General features: G+C 36.1%; 26 protein-coding genes and 1 riboswitch. Of the genes, 16 read left to right on the forward strand and 10 right to left on the reverse strand.

The window, feature by feature from the left end; translation table 11 throughout:
- Positions 1-513 (forward strand): methylated-DNA--[protein]-cysteine S-methyltransferase, encoded by a 513-nt coding sequence (locus tag SH601_RS00690; protein WP_319956290.1) that lies wholly within the window; start codon positions 1-3, stop codon positions 511-513.
- Between the two features lie 20 nt (positions 514-533).
- Here SH601_RS00690 and SH601_RS00695 read toward each other — a convergent pair whose 3' ends face one another.
- The 4 genes from SH601_RS00695 to SH601_RS00710 form a co-directional block, all read right to left on the reverse strand.
- Positions 534-680 carry a hypothetical protein gene (locus tag SH601_RS00695; RefSeq protein ID WP_319956291.1) on the reverse strand — a complete coding sequence of 49 codons (147 nt, stop codon included), beginning with the start codon at positions 678-680 and terminating at the stop codon, positions 534-536.
- 185 nt (positions 681-865) lie between these two features.
- A complete protein-coding gene (locus tag SH601_RS00700) occupies positions 866-1,093 on the reverse strand; it encodes a hypothetical protein (protein ID WP_319956292.1) in 228 nt (75 codons plus the stop codon).
- A gap of 152 nt (positions 1,094-1,245) precedes the next feature.
- Positions 1,246-1,704, reverse strand: coding sequence for a hypothetical protein (locus SH601_RS00705; RefSeq protein ID WP_319956293.1), 459 nt, complete (start codon positions 1,702-1,704; stop codon positions 1,246-1,248).
- Complete coding sequence (locus SH601_RS00710; protein ID WP_319956294.1) at positions 1,701-1,901, reverse strand: helix-turn-helix transcriptional regulator; 201 nt, start codon at positions 1,899-1,901, stop codon at positions 1,701-1,703. Before SH601_RS00710 ends, SH601_RS00705 begins: the two co-directional genes overlap by 4 nt.
- Positions 1,902-2,009: 108 nt before the next feature.
- Here SH601_RS00710 and SH601_RS00715 point away from each other — a divergent pair, with 108 nt between their 5' ends.
- The 4 genes from SH601_RS00715 to SH601_RS00730 all read left to right on the forward strand — a co-directional run bounded on the left by SH601_RS00715 (position 2,010) and on the right by SH601_RS00730 (position 4,816).
- On the forward strand, positions 2,010-2,834 hold the full coding sequence (locus tag SH601_RS00715; RefSeq protein WP_319956295.1) for an amidase domain-containing protein: 825 nt from the start codon (positions 2,010-2,012) through the stop codon (positions 2,832-2,834).
- 159 nt (positions 2,835-2,993) lie between these two features.
- A complete protein-coding gene (trmL, locus tag SH601_RS00720) occupies positions 2,994-3,467 on the forward strand; it encodes a tRNA (uridine(34)/cytosine(34)/5-carboxymethylaminomethyluridine(34)-2'-O)-methyltransferase TrmL (RefSeq protein ID WP_319956296.1) in 474 nt (157 codons plus the stop codon).
- Positions 3,468-3,540: 73 nt separating this feature from the next.
- Positions 3,541-4,197: an HD domain-containing protein gene (locus SH601_RS00725; protein ID WP_319956297.1), complete on the forward strand. Its 657-nt coding sequence runs from the start codon at positions 3,541-3,543 to the stop codon at positions 4,195-4,197.
- A gap of 13 nt (positions 4,198-4,210) precedes the next feature.
- Entirely contained in the window at positions 4,211-4,816 is a 606-nt protein-coding gene (locus SH601_RS00730) for a histidine phosphatase family protein (RefSeq protein ID WP_319956298.1), read from the forward strand.
- A 45-nt stretch (positions 4,817-4,861) separates the two neighbouring features.
- Here SH601_RS00730 and SH601_RS00735 read toward each other — a convergent pair whose 3' ends face one another.
- Genes SH601_RS00735 through SH601_RS00745 form a run of 3 tightly spaced genes read right to left on the reverse strand, consistent with a single transcriptional unit; the run spans position 4,862 to position 6,783 of the window.
- On the reverse strand, positions 4,862-5,566 hold the full coding sequence (locus tag SH601_RS00735) for a hypothetical protein (protein WP_319956299.1): 705 nt from the start codon (positions 5,564-5,566) through the stop codon (positions 4,862-4,864).
- Positions 5,559-6,419: an ABC transporter ATP-binding protein gene (locus SH601_RS00740; protein WP_319956301.1), complete on the reverse strand. Its 861-nt coding sequence runs from the start codon at positions 6,417-6,419 to the stop codon at positions 5,559-5,561. The genes SH601_RS00735 and SH601_RS00740 overlap by 8 nt, the downstream gene beginning before the upstream one ends.
- Positions 6,409-6,783: a GntR family transcriptional regulator gene (locus SH601_RS00745; protein ID WP_319956302.1), complete on the reverse strand. Its 375-nt coding sequence runs from the start codon at positions 6,781-6,783 to the stop codon at positions 6,409-6,411. The genes SH601_RS00740 and SH601_RS00745 overlap by 11 nt, the downstream gene beginning before the upstream one ends.
- A 175-nt stretch (positions 6,784-6,958) precedes the next feature.
- Here SH601_RS00745 and SH601_RS00750 point away from each other — a divergent pair, with 175 nt between their 5' ends.
- Complete coding sequence (locus SH601_RS00750) at positions 6,959-7,309, forward strand: ArsR/SmtB family transcription factor (protein WP_319956303.1); 351 nt, start codon at positions 6,959-6,961, stop codon at positions 7,307-7,309.
- The gene (locus SH601_RS00755) at positions 7,299-9,392 is read left to right on the forward strand and encodes a heavy metal translocating P-type ATPase (protein WP_413775083.1); all 2,094 of its coding nucleotides are present in this window, start codon (positions 7,299-7,301) and stop codon (positions 9,390-9,392) included. Before SH601_RS00750 ends, SH601_RS00755 begins: the two co-directional genes overlap by 11 nt.
- A gap of 14 nt (positions 9,393-9,406) precedes the next feature.
- On the opposite strand, the gene SH601_RS00760 is transcribed toward SH601_RS00755, so the two are convergent.
- Positions 9,407-10,126 (reverse strand): metallophosphoesterase family protein, encoded by a 720-nt coding sequence (locus SH601_RS00760; RefSeq protein WP_319956305.1) that lies wholly within the window; start codon positions 10,124-10,126, stop codon positions 9,407-9,409.
- 293 nt (positions 10,127-10,419) lie between these two features.
- Here SH601_RS00760 and SH601_RS00765 point away from each other — a divergent pair, with 293 nt between their 5' ends.
- The 4 genes from SH601_RS00765 to SH601_RS00780 all read left to right on the forward strand — a co-directional run bounded on the left by SH601_RS00765 (position 10,420) and on the right by SH601_RS00780 (position 13,529).
- Complete coding sequence (locus tag SH601_RS00765; RefSeq protein ID WP_319956306.1) at positions 10,420-10,860, forward strand: DUF5392 family protein; 441 nt, start codon at positions 10,420-10,422, stop codon at positions 10,858-10,860.
- A 483-nt stretch (positions 10,861-11,343) separates the two neighbouring features.
- Complete coding sequence (locus tag SH601_RS00770; RefSeq protein ID WP_319956307.1) at positions 11,344-12,450, forward strand: glycosyltransferase; 1,107 nt, start codon at positions 11,344-11,346, stop codon at positions 12,448-12,450.
- 32 nt (positions 12,451-12,482) lie between these two features.
- Entirely contained in the window at positions 12,483-12,815 is a 333-nt protein-coding gene (locus tag SH601_RS00775) for a helix-turn-helix domain-containing protein (protein ID WP_319956308.1), read from the forward strand.
- A gap of 39 nt (positions 12,816-12,854) precedes the next feature.
- A complete protein-coding gene (locus tag SH601_RS00780; RefSeq protein WP_319956309.1) occupies positions 12,855-13,529 on the forward strand; it encodes a response regulator transcription factor in 675 nt (224 codons plus the stop codon).
- A gap of 5 nt (positions 13,530-13,534) precedes the next feature.
- Here SH601_RS00780 and SH601_RS00785 read toward each other — a convergent pair whose 3' ends face one another.
- Positions 13,535-14,296, reverse strand: coding sequence for a helix-turn-helix transcriptional regulator (locus SH601_RS00785; RefSeq protein WP_319956310.1), 762 nt, complete (start codon positions 14,294-14,296; stop codon positions 13,535-13,537).
- A 200-nt stretch (positions 14,297-14,496) separates the two neighbouring features.
- Here SH601_RS00785 and SH601_RS00790 point away from each other — a divergent pair, with 200 nt between their 5' ends.
- From SH601_RS00790 to SH601_RS00810, 5 genes are all read left to right on the forward strand, one after another.
- Positions 14,497-15,540, forward strand: a complete 1,044-nt coding sequence (locus SH601_RS00790; protein WP_319956311.1) for a Gfo/Idh/MocA family protein — start codon at positions 14,497-14,499, stop codon at positions 15,538-15,540.
- Between the two features lie 123 nt (positions 15,541-15,663).
- Positions 15,664-16,632, forward strand: coding sequence for a sugar phosphate isomerase/epimerase family protein (locus SH601_RS00795; RefSeq protein ID WP_319956312.1), 969 nt, complete (start codon positions 15,664-15,666; stop codon positions 16,630-16,632).
- 17 nt (positions 16,633-16,649) lie between these two features.
- Positions 16,650-17,690 carry a Gfo/Idh/MocA family protein gene (locus SH601_RS00800; protein ID WP_319956313.1) on the forward strand — a complete coding sequence of 347 codons (1,041 nt, stop codon included), beginning with the start codon at positions 16,650-16,652 and terminating at the stop codon, positions 17,688-17,690.
- Positions 17,691-17,702: 12 nt separating this feature from the next.
- Positions 17,703-18,464: a sugar phosphate isomerase/epimerase family protein gene (locus SH601_RS00805; RefSeq protein ID WP_319956314.1), complete on the forward strand. Its 762-nt coding sequence runs from the start codon at positions 17,703-17,705 to the stop codon at positions 18,462-18,464.
- 310 nt (positions 18,465-18,774) lie between these two features.
- Positions 18,775-19,266: a PTS sugar transporter subunit IIA gene (locus tag SH601_RS00810; RefSeq protein ID WP_319956315.1), complete on the forward strand. Its 492-nt coding sequence runs from the start codon at positions 18,775-18,777 to the stop codon at positions 19,264-19,266.
- 40 nt (positions 19,267-19,306) lie between these two features.
- Here SH601_RS00810 and SH601_RS00815 read toward each other — a convergent pair whose 3' ends face one another.
- Complete coding sequence (locus SH601_RS00815; protein ID WP_319956316.1) at positions 19,307-19,663, reverse strand: cupin; 357 nt, start codon at positions 19,661-19,663, stop codon at positions 19,307-19,309.
- Positions 19,664-19,981: 318 nt separating this feature from the next.
- Positions 19,982-20,082: riboswitch (SAM riboswitch) on the forward strand.
- The last annotated feature ends 72 nt before the right edge of the window (positions 20,083-20,154 follow it).

Below are 20,154 nucleotides of genomic sequence, written 5' to 3' on the forward strand. Positions count from 1 at the left end.
GTGGAAGCTCTTTATTATTACCAATATGAATCACCGATTGGCAGTTTATTACTTGTAAGTTATCAACAAAAGCTTGTCTCCCTTCAATTTGGTACTTTTGAAGATAATGAGAAAGAACTCATTACATGGGCAGGCAAATATAACCTACCTACCGTTTTGCTCGAATCAAAACAAGTCTTAGCTAAAGTGGTCCAACAATTAGAGGAGTATTTTAATAACGATCGCAAAACTTTTTCGATAGAATATACTTTTTATGGTACAACATTTCAACGAAAAGTATGGCAAGCATTAGCGGAAGTAAGCTATGGTACAACATGTTCTTATTTAGATATAGCTCAATCAATTGATGCACCAAAAGCAGTTCGAGCTGTTGGCGGTGCGAATAATAAAAACCCCATATCTATTATTATTCCTTGCCATAGAATAATAGGTAAGAATGGTAAGTTAGTAGGTTATGGTGGTGGTCTTGATAAGAAAGAATATTTGCTTGCACTTGAGAATGCGGAAGCATAACGCTTCCGCATCTATTAACTTTATTCTGCTGCATCTTCTTCATTTGTTTCAGTCGTTTCTTCTGTTTGATCTTCGGAGTCGTTACCATCTTCTTCGTTAGCGCAAGCAGTAAGTGCTCCAAATGCTAAAAAAGTAACTGCTAATAATGAAAGCCATTTCTTTTTCATCTAGTATCCCTCCTTCTAAAACTATTCTAAAAATAGCTATTGATAATTTCAACTAAAAATACCAATTATTAACGTTTTTTAATATAGTTTACATAGAGTTAACATTCGTAAGGAGATAGGGTTCTCCACTGACCGAACATAAAAAAAACAGCAGGGGTATAACCCCTGCTGATAGTAGTCTCGCTTTATTGATTTTCGTCTGTGTTTTCTTCATCTGCTGGAACATCTTCATCCATTGGCGTTTCATCTTCTACTGCAGGGTCATCACCTGTTGTTGGTTCTTCTTCAATTGGAGGTTGTTCTTCTAACGGTGCATCATCTCCAGGAGCAGGGTCCTCGTCTGTTCCACAAGCAGTTAAAGCTCCTACTGTTAATACAGACATTCCTAACAATGCTAAGATTTTTTTCTTCATTTTTAATTCCTCCTTTTTGTCTTACACCATACATATATCCAAAAAAGAAACAGAATAAGCATAAAAAAGCGATATTTAATGAAATAGTAATCTAGTTAATATACAGTAAAAATAATGCAATTTTTTTAAAATAGAGACATCATCTTGTAAACTTAATCGGTTAATTTTTTGTTTTTGCGATAGGAAGCTGTTAGTGAAATAAATTCAATCGTGAACAATAGAATAGAAGCTAATAACGTGAGTCCTAATATGCTATATAAATCGGAAAGCTTTGTAGGGAATTGAATGATAAAACAATAGAGTACAAGAAATATAATGGAAAAACCTATTGATTTGATAGTAAGTACTTTTAATTGTTTCTTATATGCTTGTTTTGTATCAATATCTGTAAACTCGATTCCTGCTAAAGAGTATCGAATGAAGACATAGATACCAAATAACCATATAGCAATAATAGTAGTAAATTGATAATCAAACGAGAAGAAGTTAGCTCCTATTATGGTAGTCAATAAAAAAATAATCAGTAGAATGGCGCCTTCTGCGTAAAAGTGTAGCAACTTTTTTTCTTTATATTCATCATCAGGTAATAAAAATGATATCCATGTTTTCATTCATCATCTACCTCCCAAAATAGTTCATCTAGCGTCTTGTCTAACGCTTTGGCAATAGCCATACACAATTTTAAAGTAGGGTTATATTCTCCTTTTTCAATTAACCCAATTGTTTGTCTTGTAACACCGACTTGTTTCGCCAATTCCTTTTGATTCATATTTAACATAATTCGTGTAATTTTTATTCTGTTTTTCATAATGCCTCCTTTACGTAATTTATAAGTTACATATGTTAACTATATATTACTTCATTATGCGACTAAATGCAATATGAGTGAATATAAATAAAATAAGGAGGGGATTGAATGGCTGAATGGAATGTGCTGAAAGCTTATTGGCAGGAGCATTGGAAGCAGAAGTTGAGGAAAAAACAACAGTTGCATCATAAATGTGGTAAGAAGATTAAAAGAATTCATATACACGGCAAAAAACTTGAAATGAGAATAGATGATGAGCATCACGCTGAATTCCCGTATCTGTTACATGTGAAACTATTCATTGAGGATGGGGAGTACTTTTATCATGAGGAAGTGATGGAGCATCGAGTAGCTGAAGTAGAAAATGATGTGGTAACCTTCGATAAAGAGGTCGCTTTGCCAATCCGAGAAATTCCTGAACAAATAGAAGTGGATGTGAATGATAGTCGGTTTGATTATGACAGACGAGTGGCGGTTCAATATGCAGAACGCTGGTGGAATGATGCGAATCCAGCGTATCAGTATTTTGCGGATAATGACTGTACAAATTATATTTCACAATGCTTGAGAGCGGGTGGAGCTCCAATGCATGGTGCGCCTAATCGGTCAAAAGGATGGTGGTACCAACGTGATAATTGGAGTTTTAGTTGGTCAGTGGCTAATTCCTTTAGGTGGTATTTGAGTGGCGCAACATCAGGGCTGAAAGGAACAGAAGTAAGTGATCCAGAAAAATTATCACCTGGAGATGTAATTTGCTATGACTTTCAAGGTGATGGTAGATGGGATCATACGACAATTGTTGTTGCAAAAGATAGTCAGCATATGCCGTTAGTGAATGCTCATACGAATAATAGCCGCCATAGATATTGGACATATGAAGACTCCGCAGCATGGACACCAAATTGTCAATATCGCTTTTTTCATATTGGGTAAGTTGATAGAAAAGAGGCTGAAGTTGATAGTAAAAATAAAAAGTTGATAGTAATGCGCCTAATCCGCTAGAAAATCGAGTCGTCACCTCAACAGTTAGCGCCTTATAAAAGATTGTGATATAATATCAAAGTTAATAAGCAATATTAGAGGTGAATTTCAGTGGCAGTCCATGTCGTATTATTTCAACCAGAAATACCTGCAAATACAGGGAATATAGCAAGAACGTGTTTAGCAACAGATGTTCATTTACACTTAATTCGACCGCTTGGTTTTTCAACAGATGATAAAATGTTACGTCGCTCAGGATTAGATTATTGGCATGATGTAACCATTAGTTATTACGATTCGATTGATGAATTGTATGAGAAATATGCTAATGGAGAATTTTATTATATAGAGAACTTCGGTACGAAATACTATTCTGATTTTGATTTTAGTGATAGTGATAAAGATTTATTCTTCGTATTTGGACGTGAAACAAATGGTATTCCAAAAGAATTACTAAAAGGTAAAGAAGATCGTTGCTTACGCATTCACATGACGGATAAAGTTCGTTCCTTGAATTTGTCAAACACAGCAGCGATTATCGTTTATGATGTATTAAAACAACAAGGATTCCCGGGACTTAAGTAACCACTATGGTCTCACTAAACCACAGCATGATTTGATTGTTGTGGTTTTTCTATATAAAAAAGGAGGGAAGGAAATGGACCAACAAACAATTATTCGAAAAACAGAAGAAATGGTCAGAGACCAATTGTTAGGAGAAGGATCTGGCCATGATTGGTATCATATCGAACGTGTAACAAATACAGCGAAACAGCTTGCTGAAAAAGAAAATGCCAATCTTTTTATCGTCACACTAGCAGCATTGCTTCACGATTTAGCAGATGATAAAGTGGTAGAAAGCGAAGAACAAGGGTTACTAGCTATTAAGGAATGGTTGGAACAACATGAAGTGTCGGCAGATGATAGCGAACATATTGTAACGATTATCCAAAATATGTCATTTAAAGGTGGCAATGGCATAGCATTACAAACAATGGAAGGACAAGTCGTACAGGATGCTGATAGATTGGATGCCATTGGAGCAATCGGGATTGCTAGATGCTTTGTCTATTCAGGTAAGAAAGGCAGGCCAATCTATGACCCTACCTTAGATGTACGAGAACAGATGACGAAAGAAGAATACCGTACTGGAAGTTCAAGTGCGATTCACCATTTCTATGAAAAATTACTAAAATTAAAAGATTTAATGAATACGAATGCAGGTTATCAATTAGCTGTAGAAAGACATCAATTTATGGAACAATTTCTCGATATGTTTTATCAAGAAGTAGGAATGGATAAAAAAACTGAATAGAGGAGAGGTAGCAATGACGTCGATTTGGTTTGTACGACATGGAGAAACAGACTGGAATGCTTTAGGAAAGATTCAAGGACAGACAGATATTCCACTTAATAATACTGGTCGCTCACAAGCAAATGAATGTGGCCTGTATTTACAAGACTTTCACTGGGATGTATTAATATCAAGCCCATTAAAGCGTGCTAAAGAAACGGCATCCATTATTAACAAATATCTAGATCTTCCGATAACAGAAATGGATGATTTCAGAGAAAGAAGTTTTGGTGATGCAGAAGGAATGACAGTGGAGGAAAGAATGGAAGTATTTCCAGATGGCATCTACCCACATCAGGAAAGCATCGAAGCACTAACAGAGCGGATTATGCAAGGTATGGCTAAAATTGATCATATACATAAAGGTAAAAAGGTTTTAGTTGTCGCACATGGTGCTGTGATCAATGCGATATTTACGCACCTAACGGATGGAGAGATTAGTACCGGTACAGGTAAGAAAGTAAGTCGACTTGCTAATGGTAGCATTAGTCATGTGCAGTTGGTCGATGAAACGTGGCAAATCAAACATTTTAATCAAAAAGACCACCTATCTGCCTATAGTGCAAAAGGGAGTATGTAGAGAAAAATCTGTTCACAACGAAAACGGTGAACAGATTTTCTTCGGTTAATTATTACCAACAGCACTAGCATTATAGACGATGACATATAGTAGGATAGCAATGACGCCATATGGAACGAAAAAGGCGAATGGCGTATATAATTCATGCCCGATTGCAATATATTTAAGGGCGTCAAGCACTTTGTGTGCAATAGGCTGAATGATCATCATAATCGGGAAGATGGCAATCACGGTAAAGCCAATTTTTAAGCCGAAACGAAAGAACACAGAGCCTAGCAAAATAGAAAAACTGAAAAATAAGAGATAAAGTAAGCCTTCGTACAAAACAATTGAACTTGTACTAGTAGCATCTGTTGTCGCAATTTCTAATCCAGAAAACTCAAAATTTTCAAGAGAAAACAGATTAATCAAATAATCTACTGTATGTAGTACTATTTGACTTATAGATGTCATCGCTACTGTATATAGAATAATCGAAATAAAGGAAGAAAGGATAAAACTATAACGATCTAGACCAAGTTCGATGACATATGGAAAAGTGTCTTTAAAACTAAAAATACCAAAAAAGAGAGAAAATATTAGACCTGGTGCGATATTAACTCCTGTCATCATAATACTCCCATTGCTACCATAGAATGCAGCGATAAACATTAATGCTATAAAAAATATATAAATACCCCAAAATGTCAAAATAGTTGTCCAAGATGTTTTCCAATAATAATATAAATGTAACTTAGTTTGTTCAAGCATGTGTATTCACCTCTTCTTTTGTTAAATAAACAAATAATTCTTGAAGCGTACTTTTGCTCACGTCTACCCCATCAGTTTCTTCTACTAACTCATCGTAAAGAACAACCGTTTTCTGACCTAACATTGACGATTGATGCAAAATATCAAGGCCGTTCGTAAGCTGATCGATTTTTTCCTTATTACCAGATAACACGAGATGCTTGCTAGCTAAATGATCCACTGTATCATGTAATAATAATTTTCCCTCTTGCATAATAACGACTTCTTCAAATAAATTACTCACTTCGTCAATTAGGTGAGTAGAAAGAATAATTAATCTAGGATTTTTTTGATAAGACTCTAATAGCAAGTCGTAAAAGGTAGAGCGAAATGATGCATCAAGCCCAATATATGGTTCGTCAAAAATAGTAATCGGTGCATGACTACTTAATCCAACAATAATGCCAAGAGCAGAATACATTCCTTTTGACAATGTTTTGATCTTTTGCTTTTCTTTTAAACGAAAGACTTGCCTTAGCCTTTCTGCGTATTCATGATCCCAATTAGGATAAAATTTTGCGGATATTTCTAAGATGTCCTTCACTCTAAATTTATTATTAAAATTGTTGCTTTCCATTACGAGACAAATATTTTTGGTAACATCATAATGATTAAAAGGTGTTTGACCATTAATAGTTAATTGGCCATTAGTAGGCTGGAAATGACCAGCAAGCATGCGCATGAAAGTTGTTTTGCCTGCACCGTTTTTTCCTAATAATCCAATGATTTTTTCCCCTTCTAGATCAAGGGTAAAATCTTGAATCGCATAGTTTTTTCGATATGCTTTTTGTAAGTTTGTCGTTTTAATTTCCATTTTGATAATCCTCCTTTATCCATTCTGTTAGTTGTTCTGTCGTTAATTCAATTCGAGATGCTTCTTGCAGCATAGGTTTTACATATTGATCATAAAATCGCTCCTTTCTTTTATGAAGAACGATTTCTTTAGCATTTTCTGAAACAAACATACCGATCCCTCGCTTTTTAAAAATGATCTCTTGGTCAACTAATAAATTAATTCCCTTTGCAGCGGTGGCAGGGTTGATTTGATAGTGTTTTGCGAATTCATTAGTAGAAGGGATTTTGTCATTGGCAACTAATTCCCCTTCCACAATATTGGTCTCCACCATTTCCGCGATTTGTTGAAAAATGGGTTTATCTTCTTGTAGTCTTTCTGTCAATGGATTGCTCACCACCTTGTTGGTTCATTACTTATGTAACTAACCATATAACATAAAACGAATAAATGCAAGATTTTTTTGAAAAATATTACTGTAATGTAAACCAAAAACGTGACAAATAAATAGTTATCCAATATACTAATAATCAAATGAATATTTGAATGAGGTGACTAATTTGAGCTGTGATATATATTGCTATAATGAAGAGGTTGTGACACGTTTACGACCAGAAATGGAAAAAGCAACTGGTGTAGAGTTGATTTTCAAGGCTTTAGCGGATGCAACACGATTAAAGATAACGTATGCTTTAACACTAGAAACAGAATTATGTGTTTGTGATGTCGCAAATATTATTGGAACTTCTACAGCTACGGCATCTCACCATTTAAGAATGTTACGTAATATGGGATTGGCATCCTATCGTAAAGAAGGAAAACTAGTTTTCTATTCTCTTAAAAATGACAACATCCGACAGCTTGTTTCGATTGCGATAGCAAGTACTGAAGAAGGTGTAGTTGTTGGCTGATAAACAAGTCTATCGATTAAAAGGATTATCTTGTACGAATTGTGCTGCTAATTTTGAGAAAAACCTTCGTCAAATAGAAAGTATTCAAGAAGCAGAGGTTAATTTTTCTGCAGCTAAATTAACCATTTTTGGAGATGCAACGATTGAACAATTAGAACAAGCTGGTGCATTCGACCATATTAAAGTATATGCACATAATCAAGGGACACCGAGAATTCCTGTATATAAAAAGCGAGAAAATCTACTAACTTTATCATCTTTATTACTAATTATTGTTGGCTATAGTTTTTACTTCCAATTAGGTGAAAATCATGTTGCGACGGTTGGTGCATTTTTACTTTCTATTATTGTCGGAGGATACGACTTAATCAGGGCAGGGATTAAAAATATAGCAAAGCTGCAATTTGATATGAAGACGCTAATGACAATTGCTATTATCGGTGCGGCGATTATTGGTGAATGGGCAGAAGCCGCTGTTATTGTATTTCTGTTTGCTTTAAGTGAGGCATTAGAAGGGTATTCAATGGATAAAGCTAGGAACTCAATTAAGTCTTTAATGGAAATTGCGCCGAATGATGCAACGATAAAAAGAGGGAAGCAATTAGTCCAGATTAGTGTAGAGGATGTCCGTATTGGTGATACGATGATAGTGAAGCCTGGTGAAAAAATCCCGATGGATGGTATTGTTCGAGAAGGACGGTCATTCGTGAATCAAGCAGCTATTACTGGCGAATCAGCTCCTGTGGAGAAGAAAGTTAAATCGACAGTCTATGCCGGAACGGTGAATGAAGAAGGGGCTTTAGTAGTTGAGGTGACCAAATTAAGTGAAGATTCCACGATAGCTAAAATCATTCACTTAGTGGAAGAGGCCCAAACCAAAAAAGCACCAACGCAAGCTTTTGTCGATCGGTTTGCAAAATATTATACGCCAGCTATTATGCTCATCGCATTAATGGTGATGGTAATACCGCCACTTTTAGGTGGGGAGTGGCAAACATGGATGTATAATGGTTTGGCTGTACTCGTTGTTGGTTGTCCTTGTGCATTAGTTATTTCAACACCTGTGGCTATCGTAACGGCAATTGGTAATGCGGCAAGAAATGGTGTATTGATTAAAGGTGGAATCCATCTAGAACAGCTGGCTACTATTAATACGATCGCTTTTGACAAGACTGGTACGATAACGGTTGGTAAGCCTGTTGTAGTAGAGGTGAATGCTATACACGGAACGAAAGAGGAGTTGATTCAACTAGCTGGTTCATTAGAACGTTATTCAGAGCATCCAATTGCACGTGCTATTTTGAAGAAAGCACATGATGTCTCACTCTTAGAAGCAACACAATTTCAATCCTATACGGGAAAAGGGATAGTCGCTTTTATTGATGGTGTCTGCTATAAAGTGGGGAATGCGAAACTATTTGAAGGTTATGATTTACCAATAGTATCAGGGGGTACTGTCGTATATGTTGGTTCTGATGAACAGATATTAGGGTATATCAAAGTGGCAGATCAACCGAGAAAGGGAATCAAACAACATGTACAAAAACTGTATCAATTAGGTATCGTTAAAACTGTTATGCTGACAGGTGATGTAGAAAATGTTGCAAAACAAATTGGGGAAGAGAGTGGAATAACAGAAGTAAAAGCTGAGCTTTTTCCAGAAGAGAAATTATCCCATATTAAAAGGGTAAAAGAGCGTTATCGTGTAGCAATGGTTGGTGATGGTATCAATGATGCTCCTGCTTTGGCAGAAGCACATGTTGGAATAGCTATGGGTGGAGCAGGGACAGATGTTGCCCTAGAAACAGCTGACATTGCTTTAATGGGAGATGATGTATCGAAATTAGCTGATACAATTAGCTTAAGTAAACGTACTTTACGTATTATAAAAGAAAATATTATATTAGCATTATCTCTAAAGGTAGTGGCTTTACTACTTGTTATCCCTGGCTGGTTAACATTGTGGTTAGCGATATTTGCTGATATGGGAGCTACATTATTAGTTGTGGCTAATGCATTACGATTGATGCGTAAAACAGCTGAGATAGATTCACACTCACGAGATCATCATGAGATCACGTGAGCGTTGTATTACCATTAGTTTCGACCAGTACGTATAATATTTTGCATCATTGCTATATTTGGATAATTGACCTCTTCGTATTGTTTGCATACTTTTTCGATATCATAAGGTACACGGATATGACTTGTTTGAACTTGTCCATCCGTTATATCGATAAGACAGTAAGATGCTTTGGCAATCCCGTCGAATGGGAGGCCAACACTTCCTAAATTAATAATGGTTTTACCACCTACTATACGCTGATAAGCTTTATGAATATGACCATATAAATAAAGGTCAGCTTCTTCTTTTGATGTTAGTTTCTCGATTAGTGTATCGTCCGCTACATCTGGTAAAACAACATCAAATAAACTATCAGGTGTTGCATGAAAAGCATGGATGCGTACACCTTCGACTTCGATGGAGATTTCTGAAGGTAGTTCTTTCAAGTAGGTAAGTTGTTCGTCATTTAATTGCTTGTTAATCCATGCTTGTTCTTCTTGCATCATAGTGAGTGCGTGATCTGGAACTTCCCCTTGACGGACACCGCGTGTAACCCATTCATCTGCGTTTCCTTTCACCACGTCTGTTTGCAAATTACGAATAAGGTCAATCGATTTACCAGGTTCTGGACCACGATAAGCGATATCTCCAAGGACAATAACACGGTCAACTTCATTTTTCTTTACATCTTGTAGTACTGCTTCTAATGCAACTCTATTTCCGTGAATATCAGATATAAAAGCTATTTTCATTATGGCACCTCCATTATTAAGTGTAAGCTAGTTTCTTTTCGTAAAGCAAAGATTTTGACGTTCTATCTAGCTAAATCATATAATAATAGTATATAGTGTAAGTTTTATTTATCACGCTGCATGAGTCTGTAATACTCCCACTTCAAGATTCGAGTTAAAACAAAGAAGGTAAGTGGGGGGGATAAACGGACGCTAACGCCCTGATAAGTTTCGCTAACCATAGGTGGGAGTCAAAAACTCCCACTGATTGAAGTCTTACTTTATGGTGAACGTTGTTAAGGAGGTTTTTTTAGATGACTTCGTTGTTTAATAATATACCAGCTTTTATGAAAAATGAATTAGAAAAATTATTTGCAAAAATAAATCCGCTAATGAAGAAAAATGCTAAATATATGATGTTTGCAATGCCATTATTGTTTATCTCTGTCTTTAATTTGATCTTTTTCTTGTTCTTTGGAGGCTTTGAAAATAGTATGTTAGCTATACCAGTTATTTATGCGCTTATGGCAGCTGTTGGATTAGCACTTTACAAAGAGTCTAAACATATTAAAAAAGAGATTAGGCAATTGGAAACAGAATATATCGTTACAAGAATTGAAAAAAGCAGTATTCTTAATGAACGTAAGAAAAAGGACTATATTTCGATAATTAAAACACAGCCGAAATTAAACTTGCAAACTTTTATGAATTTCTTAACAGAAGAGAACGATCGCAGAAAAATGATGGAAGACTAGATATATCAATTTTTATCACGGTGCATGAGTCCGTAAAACCCCCACTTCAAGTTTCGCGTGAAAACGAGGAAGCTAAGTGGGGGATAAACGGACGCTAACTCCCTGATAAGTTTCGCTAACAATCAGTGGGAGTCAAAAACTCCTACTGATTGAAGTCTCATTTTATGAATGGAGCACGTCGTTAAGGTGATGCTCTATTTTTGTTGCATTTTGTATGTGATTGACAATTATCCAAAAACATGAGAATATAATAATGTTGTTCTTTATAGTGAATTGCCAAGTGGTGATTTGTCATGGTTCAAATGTTGTAAAACCCGACTACAAGGTTCGAGTTTAAACTAGGAGTATAAGATTGGGGCGAATGGGATCCGACTTCTTGATAAGTCACTCTTGATAGGAGTTGACTTAACTTTAGTTAATTAGGATCATTCTGTTTACTTGTTCTTTATAAAGAATAAAATGAAACTTTTGGAGGAGAGTAAGTTGAGAAGTGCGTTACGAGTTTTGCATGTTGTTTCGAATATGAATAATAGCGAAACAAGTACAAAAATCATGAATGTTTACCGTCATCTAGACCGAAAGGAAGTTCAGTTTGACTTTTTAGTAACAGCCGAGGGTGATTATGATAAGGAGATAAAACAATTAGGTGGTCATCTATTTAAAATTCCGTCTATAGAGTGTGTGGGAATGATTAAATATAAAAGGTCATTACGTCAATTTTTTAAAGGTCATCGATTTTATATCATTGTCCATTCACATATAGACCAAATGAGTTACTTTCCGTTACGTGAAGCAAAGCGTGTCGGCATACCGATTAGAGTAGCACAGAATCATCATGTGAATGAAGAGAATTCGAATTGGTGGAAAGAAATAGTAGCAAGAATGATACCGTTTTATGCTAATCACTATATTGCGAGTTCAGATATGGAAGCAGAATCGTTATTTAGATGGAAAGCGAAAAATTTGGAAATGATGTTTAAGTCAATTGAAGCGGAACATTTTCATTACTCCATATCATTGCGAGAACAGGGAAGAAAAGAACTCGGAATTAGTGATGATTACTTTGTTGTTGGTCATATCGGTAGCTTGATTTCAAAGAAAAATTATACATATTTAATCGAGTTGTTTGTTGGTTTTCGGAGGAAATATCCAAAATCCACATTAGTCCTAGTTGGTGATGAGGATGTTAAGGTTCGATTAAAAGAAAAGATTGCACAATTTCACCTTCAAGACCACGTTATTATGTTGAACAATAAGAATGTACATAAATGGATACAAGTGTTTGATCTAGCTGTATTCCCTTCCTTGTTACATGGATTCCCATTAAGTCTGATTGAAGCTCAAGGAGCAGGTCTTCCTGTCCTTGTTTCAGATACTGCAACGAGAAAGATAGACTTAGGAACGGGGCTAGTTCAATTTATCCCATTAACAAATAAGCGTAGGTGGTTAGAAGCAATGTATGAAGCGTATGTAGAAAGAAAACGTGAACCGGTAGATTGGGGCATTTTAGAAGAAAAAGGATATGGTCTCAACGATGTTGTAAAGCAAACAGAACAAAAATACTTACAACTAAGGGATGATGGAATTTGAACATAAGTGAATAAGATAAGAGGTTAAATAATATGATTGGATCGAATATAAAAGAGATAAGGAAAATGAGAAAGCTAACATTATCAGAGTTAGCAGACAAAGCAAATATTTCTAAGTCCTATTTAAGTAACATAGAACGTGATTTAAACGAAAATCCATCTGTTCATATTATAAAAAAGTTAGCTGATGTATTAAATGTTGAAATAGTTACATTATTAGGTGAGGAGACACAGCCTTTTATTTCAGATTATGAGTGGAAAGTATTTACTCAACATTTAATGAAGTTAGGTATAAAACAGGAGAATGTGGAAGAATATCGGGTGATATTTGAATTTATAAAATGGAAAGATAAGAAAGGTAAATAATGATTCGTCATGAAAGTCATTTAGGGGGGAGCCAGTATAATGAAACACACAGTAGTAGTCGCAGAATCACAAACACTTTTTCGCGATATGATTACGAATTTTGTAGAAGATATGGACGAATTTCGGGTGATTGGAAAGTTAACGAATGGACAAGAGGTTATCGATTTTATTCAAGAGAAAGAAATTCGTCCCTACTTAATTTTATTAGATATTCATATGCCGGTTATGAATGGTCTAGAATGTGCGAAAAAAATTAAACAGCTATACCCCGATATTAAAGTTGTACTACTTTCTGTTTTTGATGATGAAGAATCTATTGAAACAATTTTATCTGTATCAGCAGAGGGCTATATTTTAAAAAGTTCTGGTTTAGATGAGTTTAAAGAAATATTACGTTTTATCGTTGATGGGAAGTTCGTTGCTCCACAAAGTCTTGTTAAATACTTTTCTCACCGATTAGAGGCATTACAAAAAATCGAAAGAGAAAGTTCCTTCCATTACATTAAAGAAACATTTAATCAACATCAAGATTTGAATAATCGAGAATTACAAATTATTCAGTTGATCAAAAAGGGCTGGACTAATCGAATGATTGCTGACCAATTAGGAATAAGTGAAGGAACTGTAAAAAATTATTTGTCGATTATTTATAAAAAATTAGGTATTAAAAGTCGAGTAGAATTATTACAATTATTAACAGAATTAATAGGGTGATAGCGTTAGATTTTCTCACGATAGCTGCGAGGTGAAACGTGATAATGTTTTTTAAAAACGCGATGAAAATAGGAATAAGAACCAAATCCGCAATTTTGCGCAATATTTTCTAATGTCATGGTCGTATATTTCATTTGATTGATTGCTGCAGTCATTCGAATCGATTGAGCATAGTTTATGATGGTTTGGTTGACGTGTTCTTTAAATAAATGTACACATCTTGATACACTAAGGTTGCACTGGTTCGCAATGTCTTCTACTCGAAATTCTTGTTTTGTCGCGTTTTCTTCAATAAAGCGCATCATTTTCGTCACGACATACGGGCGATACACTTCTTGTTTTTTATCCATAGCTCTTTCTAATGCCACACATAATGCACGAACTAAATAATCTGTTAGTTCGCTTATCCTTTCTGTTTCGGGTCTTCTTTCTTCAATAATTAAATGATGCCATAAATCCAACACAGCCTCATCAGTTGCAATATTGATAAATGTAGGAGCATTCTTGAAACGTTCATCAATCCAATCGCCTTCACAATATAAATGGAAATCTCCACTTTGTTGTCCATCTTCGACAAATAATTCATAATTGTCACCAGGTTTAATGATTAGTAGATCCCCTTTTTCAGCTTGTCTCATTGTGTTTTGTACTTTCAGTAATGAGCTACCTTCTGTTTGTAAACGAAATAAGTATGAAGCATAGCGTGATTGATGTGATGTGTGAAAAGAATCTTGATGATAAGAATATCCACAAAAGCTTATTTTCATAACAACACTCCTCGAAATATAGCCATATAGTTCATGTTATGATTATATCATTTATGTTCAATTAAGTTTAGATAATTTAAGATAGTAAATAAGTAATGAAAAGGTTCACAAATAGTATTCTATAGAATGACTTGTTTTGTAAACCTTTTCAATTTTGTGTATCAGCAAGCTAATCTAAGGATGAGAAGGGGAAATGAATGATGAACAAATTAAAAGTTGCAGTAATTGGTTGTGGAAGTATAGCGATTCACCGTCATTTACCAGAATATCAAGCGAATCCTCATGTAGAGATTGTAGCTGTCTGTGATATAAAAGAGGACCGAGCAGAACATACAGCGGAGAAGTATCAGACAGTAGCTTATACTGATTATCATCGTGCGATAACAGAATCTGGTGCAGAGCTTGTGAGTGTATGTTTACCAAACTATTTACATGCCCCGGTATCGATTTTCGCAGCAGAAAATGGTAAGCATGTGTTATGTGAAAAACCAATGGCTACATCGCATGAAGAGGCTCAGCAAATGATAGAGGTAAGCGCAAAAGCAGGCAAAAAGTTAATGATAGCCCATAATCAACGATTTGTTCCAAGTCATCAGAAAGCAAAAGAATTAATTGGGAATGGTGAAATTGGAAAAGTATATAGTTTCCGTACCGCATTTGGACACGGAGGGCCAGAAGGATGGAGTATTGACGGAAAGGACAGTTGGTTTTTCCGTAAAAAAGAAGCATTTATAGGTGCGTTAGGAGATCTTGGTGTTCATAAAGCAGATGTAATTCGTTATGTATTAGGAACGGAGTTTACCGAAGTAGCATCCATGGTTGAATCGTCTGCGAAAGAAAATAGTGATGTCGATGATCAAGCTATTACTATTTTGCGAAGTGAGAATGGGGTCATTGGAACGTTAACAGCTAGTTGGGCATATCGAGCAGGTGAAGATAATTCGACCGTAATTTATGGAGAGAAGGGTATGCTTCGACTTGAGGATGATCCGATTTATAGTTTAGTAGCTTCCTACACCGATGGATCCACAGTAAACTATGAATTAGGTCAAATTCAAACAAATGATAGTGGTGGTCAAACTTCAACAGGTGTTATTGATCACTTTGTTGATAGTGTGAGAAATGATACGAAACCATTGATTGATGGAGAAGAAGGATATAAGTCATTACAAATTATTCTAGCTGCTTTGGAAGCAAATGAAACGAAGAAAAATATTTCTTTATCACGGTGCAAACGTCCGTAAAACAAAGAAGCAAAGATGGAAGATAAACGGACGTTAACACCCTGATAAGTTTCGCTAACAATCAGTGGGATTCAAAAACTCCCGCTGATAGAAGTCTCACTTTATAGATAGGAGGAAAAATAAATGAAATTAGGGGTATTTACTGTTTTGTTTTCTGATAAAAATTTTGAAGAAATGCTTGATCATGTGAAGATGAGTGGATTAGATGCAGTTGAGATTGGAACAGGAGGTTATCCAGGTGACGCGCATTGTCAGATCGATCAATTATTAGCGGATACAAACAAACGCGAACAATACTTACAAGCAGTGAAAGAGCGTGGTTTAACGATTAGTGCTTTTAGCTGTCACGGAAATCCGTTAACACCTGATCAGCAATTCGCTGCAGAGAGTGATCGTATTTTACGTAAAACGATCGAGCTTGCAGGGCTTACTGGTGTGCCGGTCGTAAATTGCTTCTCTGGTACACCTGGCGATCAGGAAAGTGCCAAAGTACCAAACTGGCCAGTTGCACCGTGGCCATCTGAATATGCAGAGGTTTTAGATTGGCAATGGGAAGAAAAGCTTATTCCTTATTGGAAGGAAATTGGAGAATTAGCCGAACAACATAATGTGAAAATTGGTATTGAATTACATGCAGGATTTTTAGTTCACACACCATATACCATGCTAAAACTTCGTGAGAATACAAGTTCAGCAATAGGTGCGAACCTTGATCCAAGTCATTTATGGTGGCAAGGAATTGATCCTGTGGCAGCGGTGAAAATTTTAGGGAAAGAAAATGCTATTCATCATTTCCATGCAAAAGATACGTATATTGACCAAGATAATGTCAATATGTACGGATTAACGGATATGCAGCCATACAGTAATATACAGACTAGAGCGTGGAATTTCCGCTCAGTTGGTTGTGGTCATAGTTTAGAGGTTTGGTCTAATATCATTAGCGCACTTAGAACATTTGGCTATGACTATGTTATTAGCATTGAGCATGAGGATCCAATCATGTCTATTGATGAGGGATTTGCTCGTGCTGTAGATAACCTGCAAGCGGTAACGATTAAGGAAAGTCCAACAAATATGTGGTGGGCATAGCGAAGGGAAGTTCGAAAATGGCTAAATTAAAAGTGGGATTAATAGGAGCAGGAGGTATAGCGACAAGTGTACACATTCCTGCATATCAAAAGTTAGCAGAGCAAGTAGAAATAGTTGCGGTAGCTGATGTTGTTTATGATAAGGCAAAGTCAGTTGCGAATGAACACGGTATTAACCTAGCCTTTTCTGATTATGGAGAGATGTTAAAAGAGCTTGATATGGACGCCGTTAGTATTTGTGTGCCAAATAAATTTCATAAAGACGCAGCAATTGCAGCACTAAATGCCGGTTGTCATGTTCTATGTGAAAAACCACCAGCAATGAATCAACAAGAGGCAGAAGAAATGGAGGAAGCAGCTAAAGCATCCAGTAGACTGTTGATGTATGGCTTCCATTATCGTTTTCAAACAGAGACACAAGCAGCAAAACGGTTTATTGATGCAGGCGAATTTGGTGATATTTATGCTGGTCGTGTTCAAGCAATTAGAAGGCGAGGTATCCCTGGTTGGGGTGTGTTTACGAATAAAGAACTGCAAGGTGGAGGGCCACTGATTGATATTGGTGTTCATATGTTAGATACAGCACTGTACTTGATGGGATACCCAGAACCTGCTGTTATCCTTGGGCAAACCCATCAGTTTCTTGGTACGAAGAAAGGTGTCGGCTTATTAGGTGAGTGGGATTATGAAAACTATACGGTTGAAGATATGGCTGTTGGAATGATTACATTTAAAAATGGGGCATCATTGGTGCTTGAGTCTGCCTTTGCAGCAAATGTTCAAGAAGCGGATAATATGCAAGTCTCTTTGATGGGCAGTAAAGGCGGTGCAGATATTTTTCCATTGAAAATGTATCAAGAAAAACACGATACGTTGATTGATATAACACCAGCTTATTTACCACAACACCATGCACATGAAGTAGAAGTTACTACGTTTGTTAGAGATTGTATCGAAGGTCATGTGACAGATCGTTACGCTAAACAAGGAACGAACATTCAAAAAATTATTGATGGACTTTATCAATCAGCGGAGACTGGTAAAGCCGTATATTTCTAGGAGGGAATATAAATGGGGAAAATAGCTATTCAATTATATTCAGTGCGTGAGCATACAACGAAAGACTTTTTAGGTACGTTACGTAAGCTAGGAGATATGGGATATGAAGCAGTTCAGTTCGCAGGTTTTTTTGATACGCCCGCAGAGCAATTAAAGGAAGTGATGGATGAGTCTGGATTAGTTGCTGCAGGCAGCCATATGCCATTTAAAACGTTAACAGGTGAAGAATTGGAAAAATCGCTTGAATATAATAAAAAGATTGGAAATGACTTAATTATTTGTCCGATACTTCCCGAAGAATTGCGAACAGATGAGGCAGCATATTATAAAGGAGCAGCTACATTAAATGAAATAGGGAAGAAATGTGCAGAAGCAGGCTTTACTTTTGCATACCATAATCATAACATGGAGTTCTTTGATCTTGGTAATGGAAAGACAGGCTTTGATATTTTATTTGAAGAGACGGATCCTGAGTATGTGCAAATAGAGCTTGATTGCTATTGGGCAACACATGCAGGAATAGATCCATTAACGATTATTAAAGAACATGACAAGCGCATTGTTTCTTTGCATATTAAAGATATGGTAGAAGAAAATGGCGAAAAACGTAGTATTGAAATAGGAAAAGGATCACTGGATATTGCTACACTTTGGCAAACAGGTGAATCTACCGATGTCCATTGGTATGTGATTGAACAAGAACAATTCGATGGAGACCCACTAGATAGTGCAAAGGAAAATGTCGTGAACTTAAAGCAAGTAATTAATAAATGAATGAAGTGATTGGTAACGTTTACTAGATTTGCTGACAAAAAGGGCAATGAATTCAGCTTTTTTTGTTAATAACTAGATTTACTGACATAATGTATTGTGCTTCCCTTTATTTTTGTCCATAACAAGTAAACAGATGAACGCCCAAAATGAAGCAGAACCAAAATTAAGGTCACTCATAAGGCGAATGAAAGTTTGTTGATGCTGTATAAGCTTCTTTTCTTACTATATAATTAGTAACATTTTCCTGTTTTTTTAGATTCTGATAGTTTATAATGGGAAATGGTAATAGACATCTTTGGAGGTAAGTCATATGTTTAAGAAGCTTTTTAAAAAGAAAGAGACAAATACAGATTTAGTAACGCCACTGACAGGGAAAGTAGTACCGTTGGCGCAGGTCCCTGATGAAGTTTTTTCACAAAAGATGATGGGGGACGGTATCGCTATCGAACCTACTGATAAGCAAGTTGTATCACCAATTGATGGGGAAGTTGTCGATGTATTTAAGACAAAGCATGCGATTAGTTTTCGCACTGATGGTGGTGCAGAAATTTTAATACATATGGGACTTGAAACTGTACAGTTAGACGGTAAAGGTTTTGAGATTCATGTGACAAACGGTCAAAAAGTGAAAAAAGGTGATGCTTTAGCAACATTCGACTTAGATGTCATTAAAGCAGAAGGTTATCAAACGATTACTCCTATCATTTTATTAAATGGAGAAGAATTTTCTTTGTCTAATGCAGCTGGTGAACAAGCTGTGACAGCAGGTGCGGATACACTTTTCCGTATTGAAAAGAAATAATATTTAACCATTAAGAATGAGCTTTTATCAAGAAAAAAGCTCATTCTTTTTTCTTGAATAACATAGAAGTATCAAGCTTTTCACCTTCAATGACGATGGCTATTAGTCCTTTATCTGTTTTTGTTTCGTGCCATTCATTTTCCCTCCAAAGCACAACTTCTCCTGGTCGAATAGCAACAAATTCATCAGATTTACCGCGTACCCAACCATTTCCACTAATAACGATAAACAGTTGTGGAACAACAGCTTGATGATATCCGATAAGTCCGTTCTGTTCTAGATGAATACAAGCAATTTGAGTAGTTTTTTCGGTTTTGGTTATAGGTGAAAGGGTAAAATCAGAGTGAAACTGGGTGATTTTTTTACCAACTTCTTTGTTCAGTTGGAATATCTCCATAGTAACTCTCCTTCATATGTAGATTTTATCACGGTGTAAACGTCCGTAAAACCCCCACTTCAAGGTTCGGGTGAAAACTAGGAAGCTAAGTGGGGGATAAACGGACGCTAACTCCCTGATAAGTCTCACTTTATCAAGATATAGTTCACTGATTGTGGCTTGTTCTATACTACCATATAATGTAATGTTTTGGAAGGTGGTCGGGCTTGTTTCAAGTGCGAAGTTATTAACCTATGGGACTGTATAAAAAAATGTCGAAAACTACTTGACATTATCCTCTCAAACTTGTACATTTGTATATACTTAAAAATTAAACATTTCTTATCCAGAGAGGTGGAGGGACTGGCCCTTTGAAGCCTCGGCAACAGCTCCATGAAGCAATGTGCCAACTCCAGTAGCGATTAGCTAGCAGATAAGAAGAGAGTATGAATGATTGAAGGACCTCTTCTAATACTAGATAGAGGTTCTTTTTTTGTGTTTGTAAACCACAA

The sequence above is a fragment of the Gracilibacillus pellucidus genome, from assembly GCF_033949965.1.
GTDB lineage: Bacteria > Bacillota > Bacilli > Bacillales > Amphibacillaceae > Gracilibacillus > Gracilibacillus pellucidus.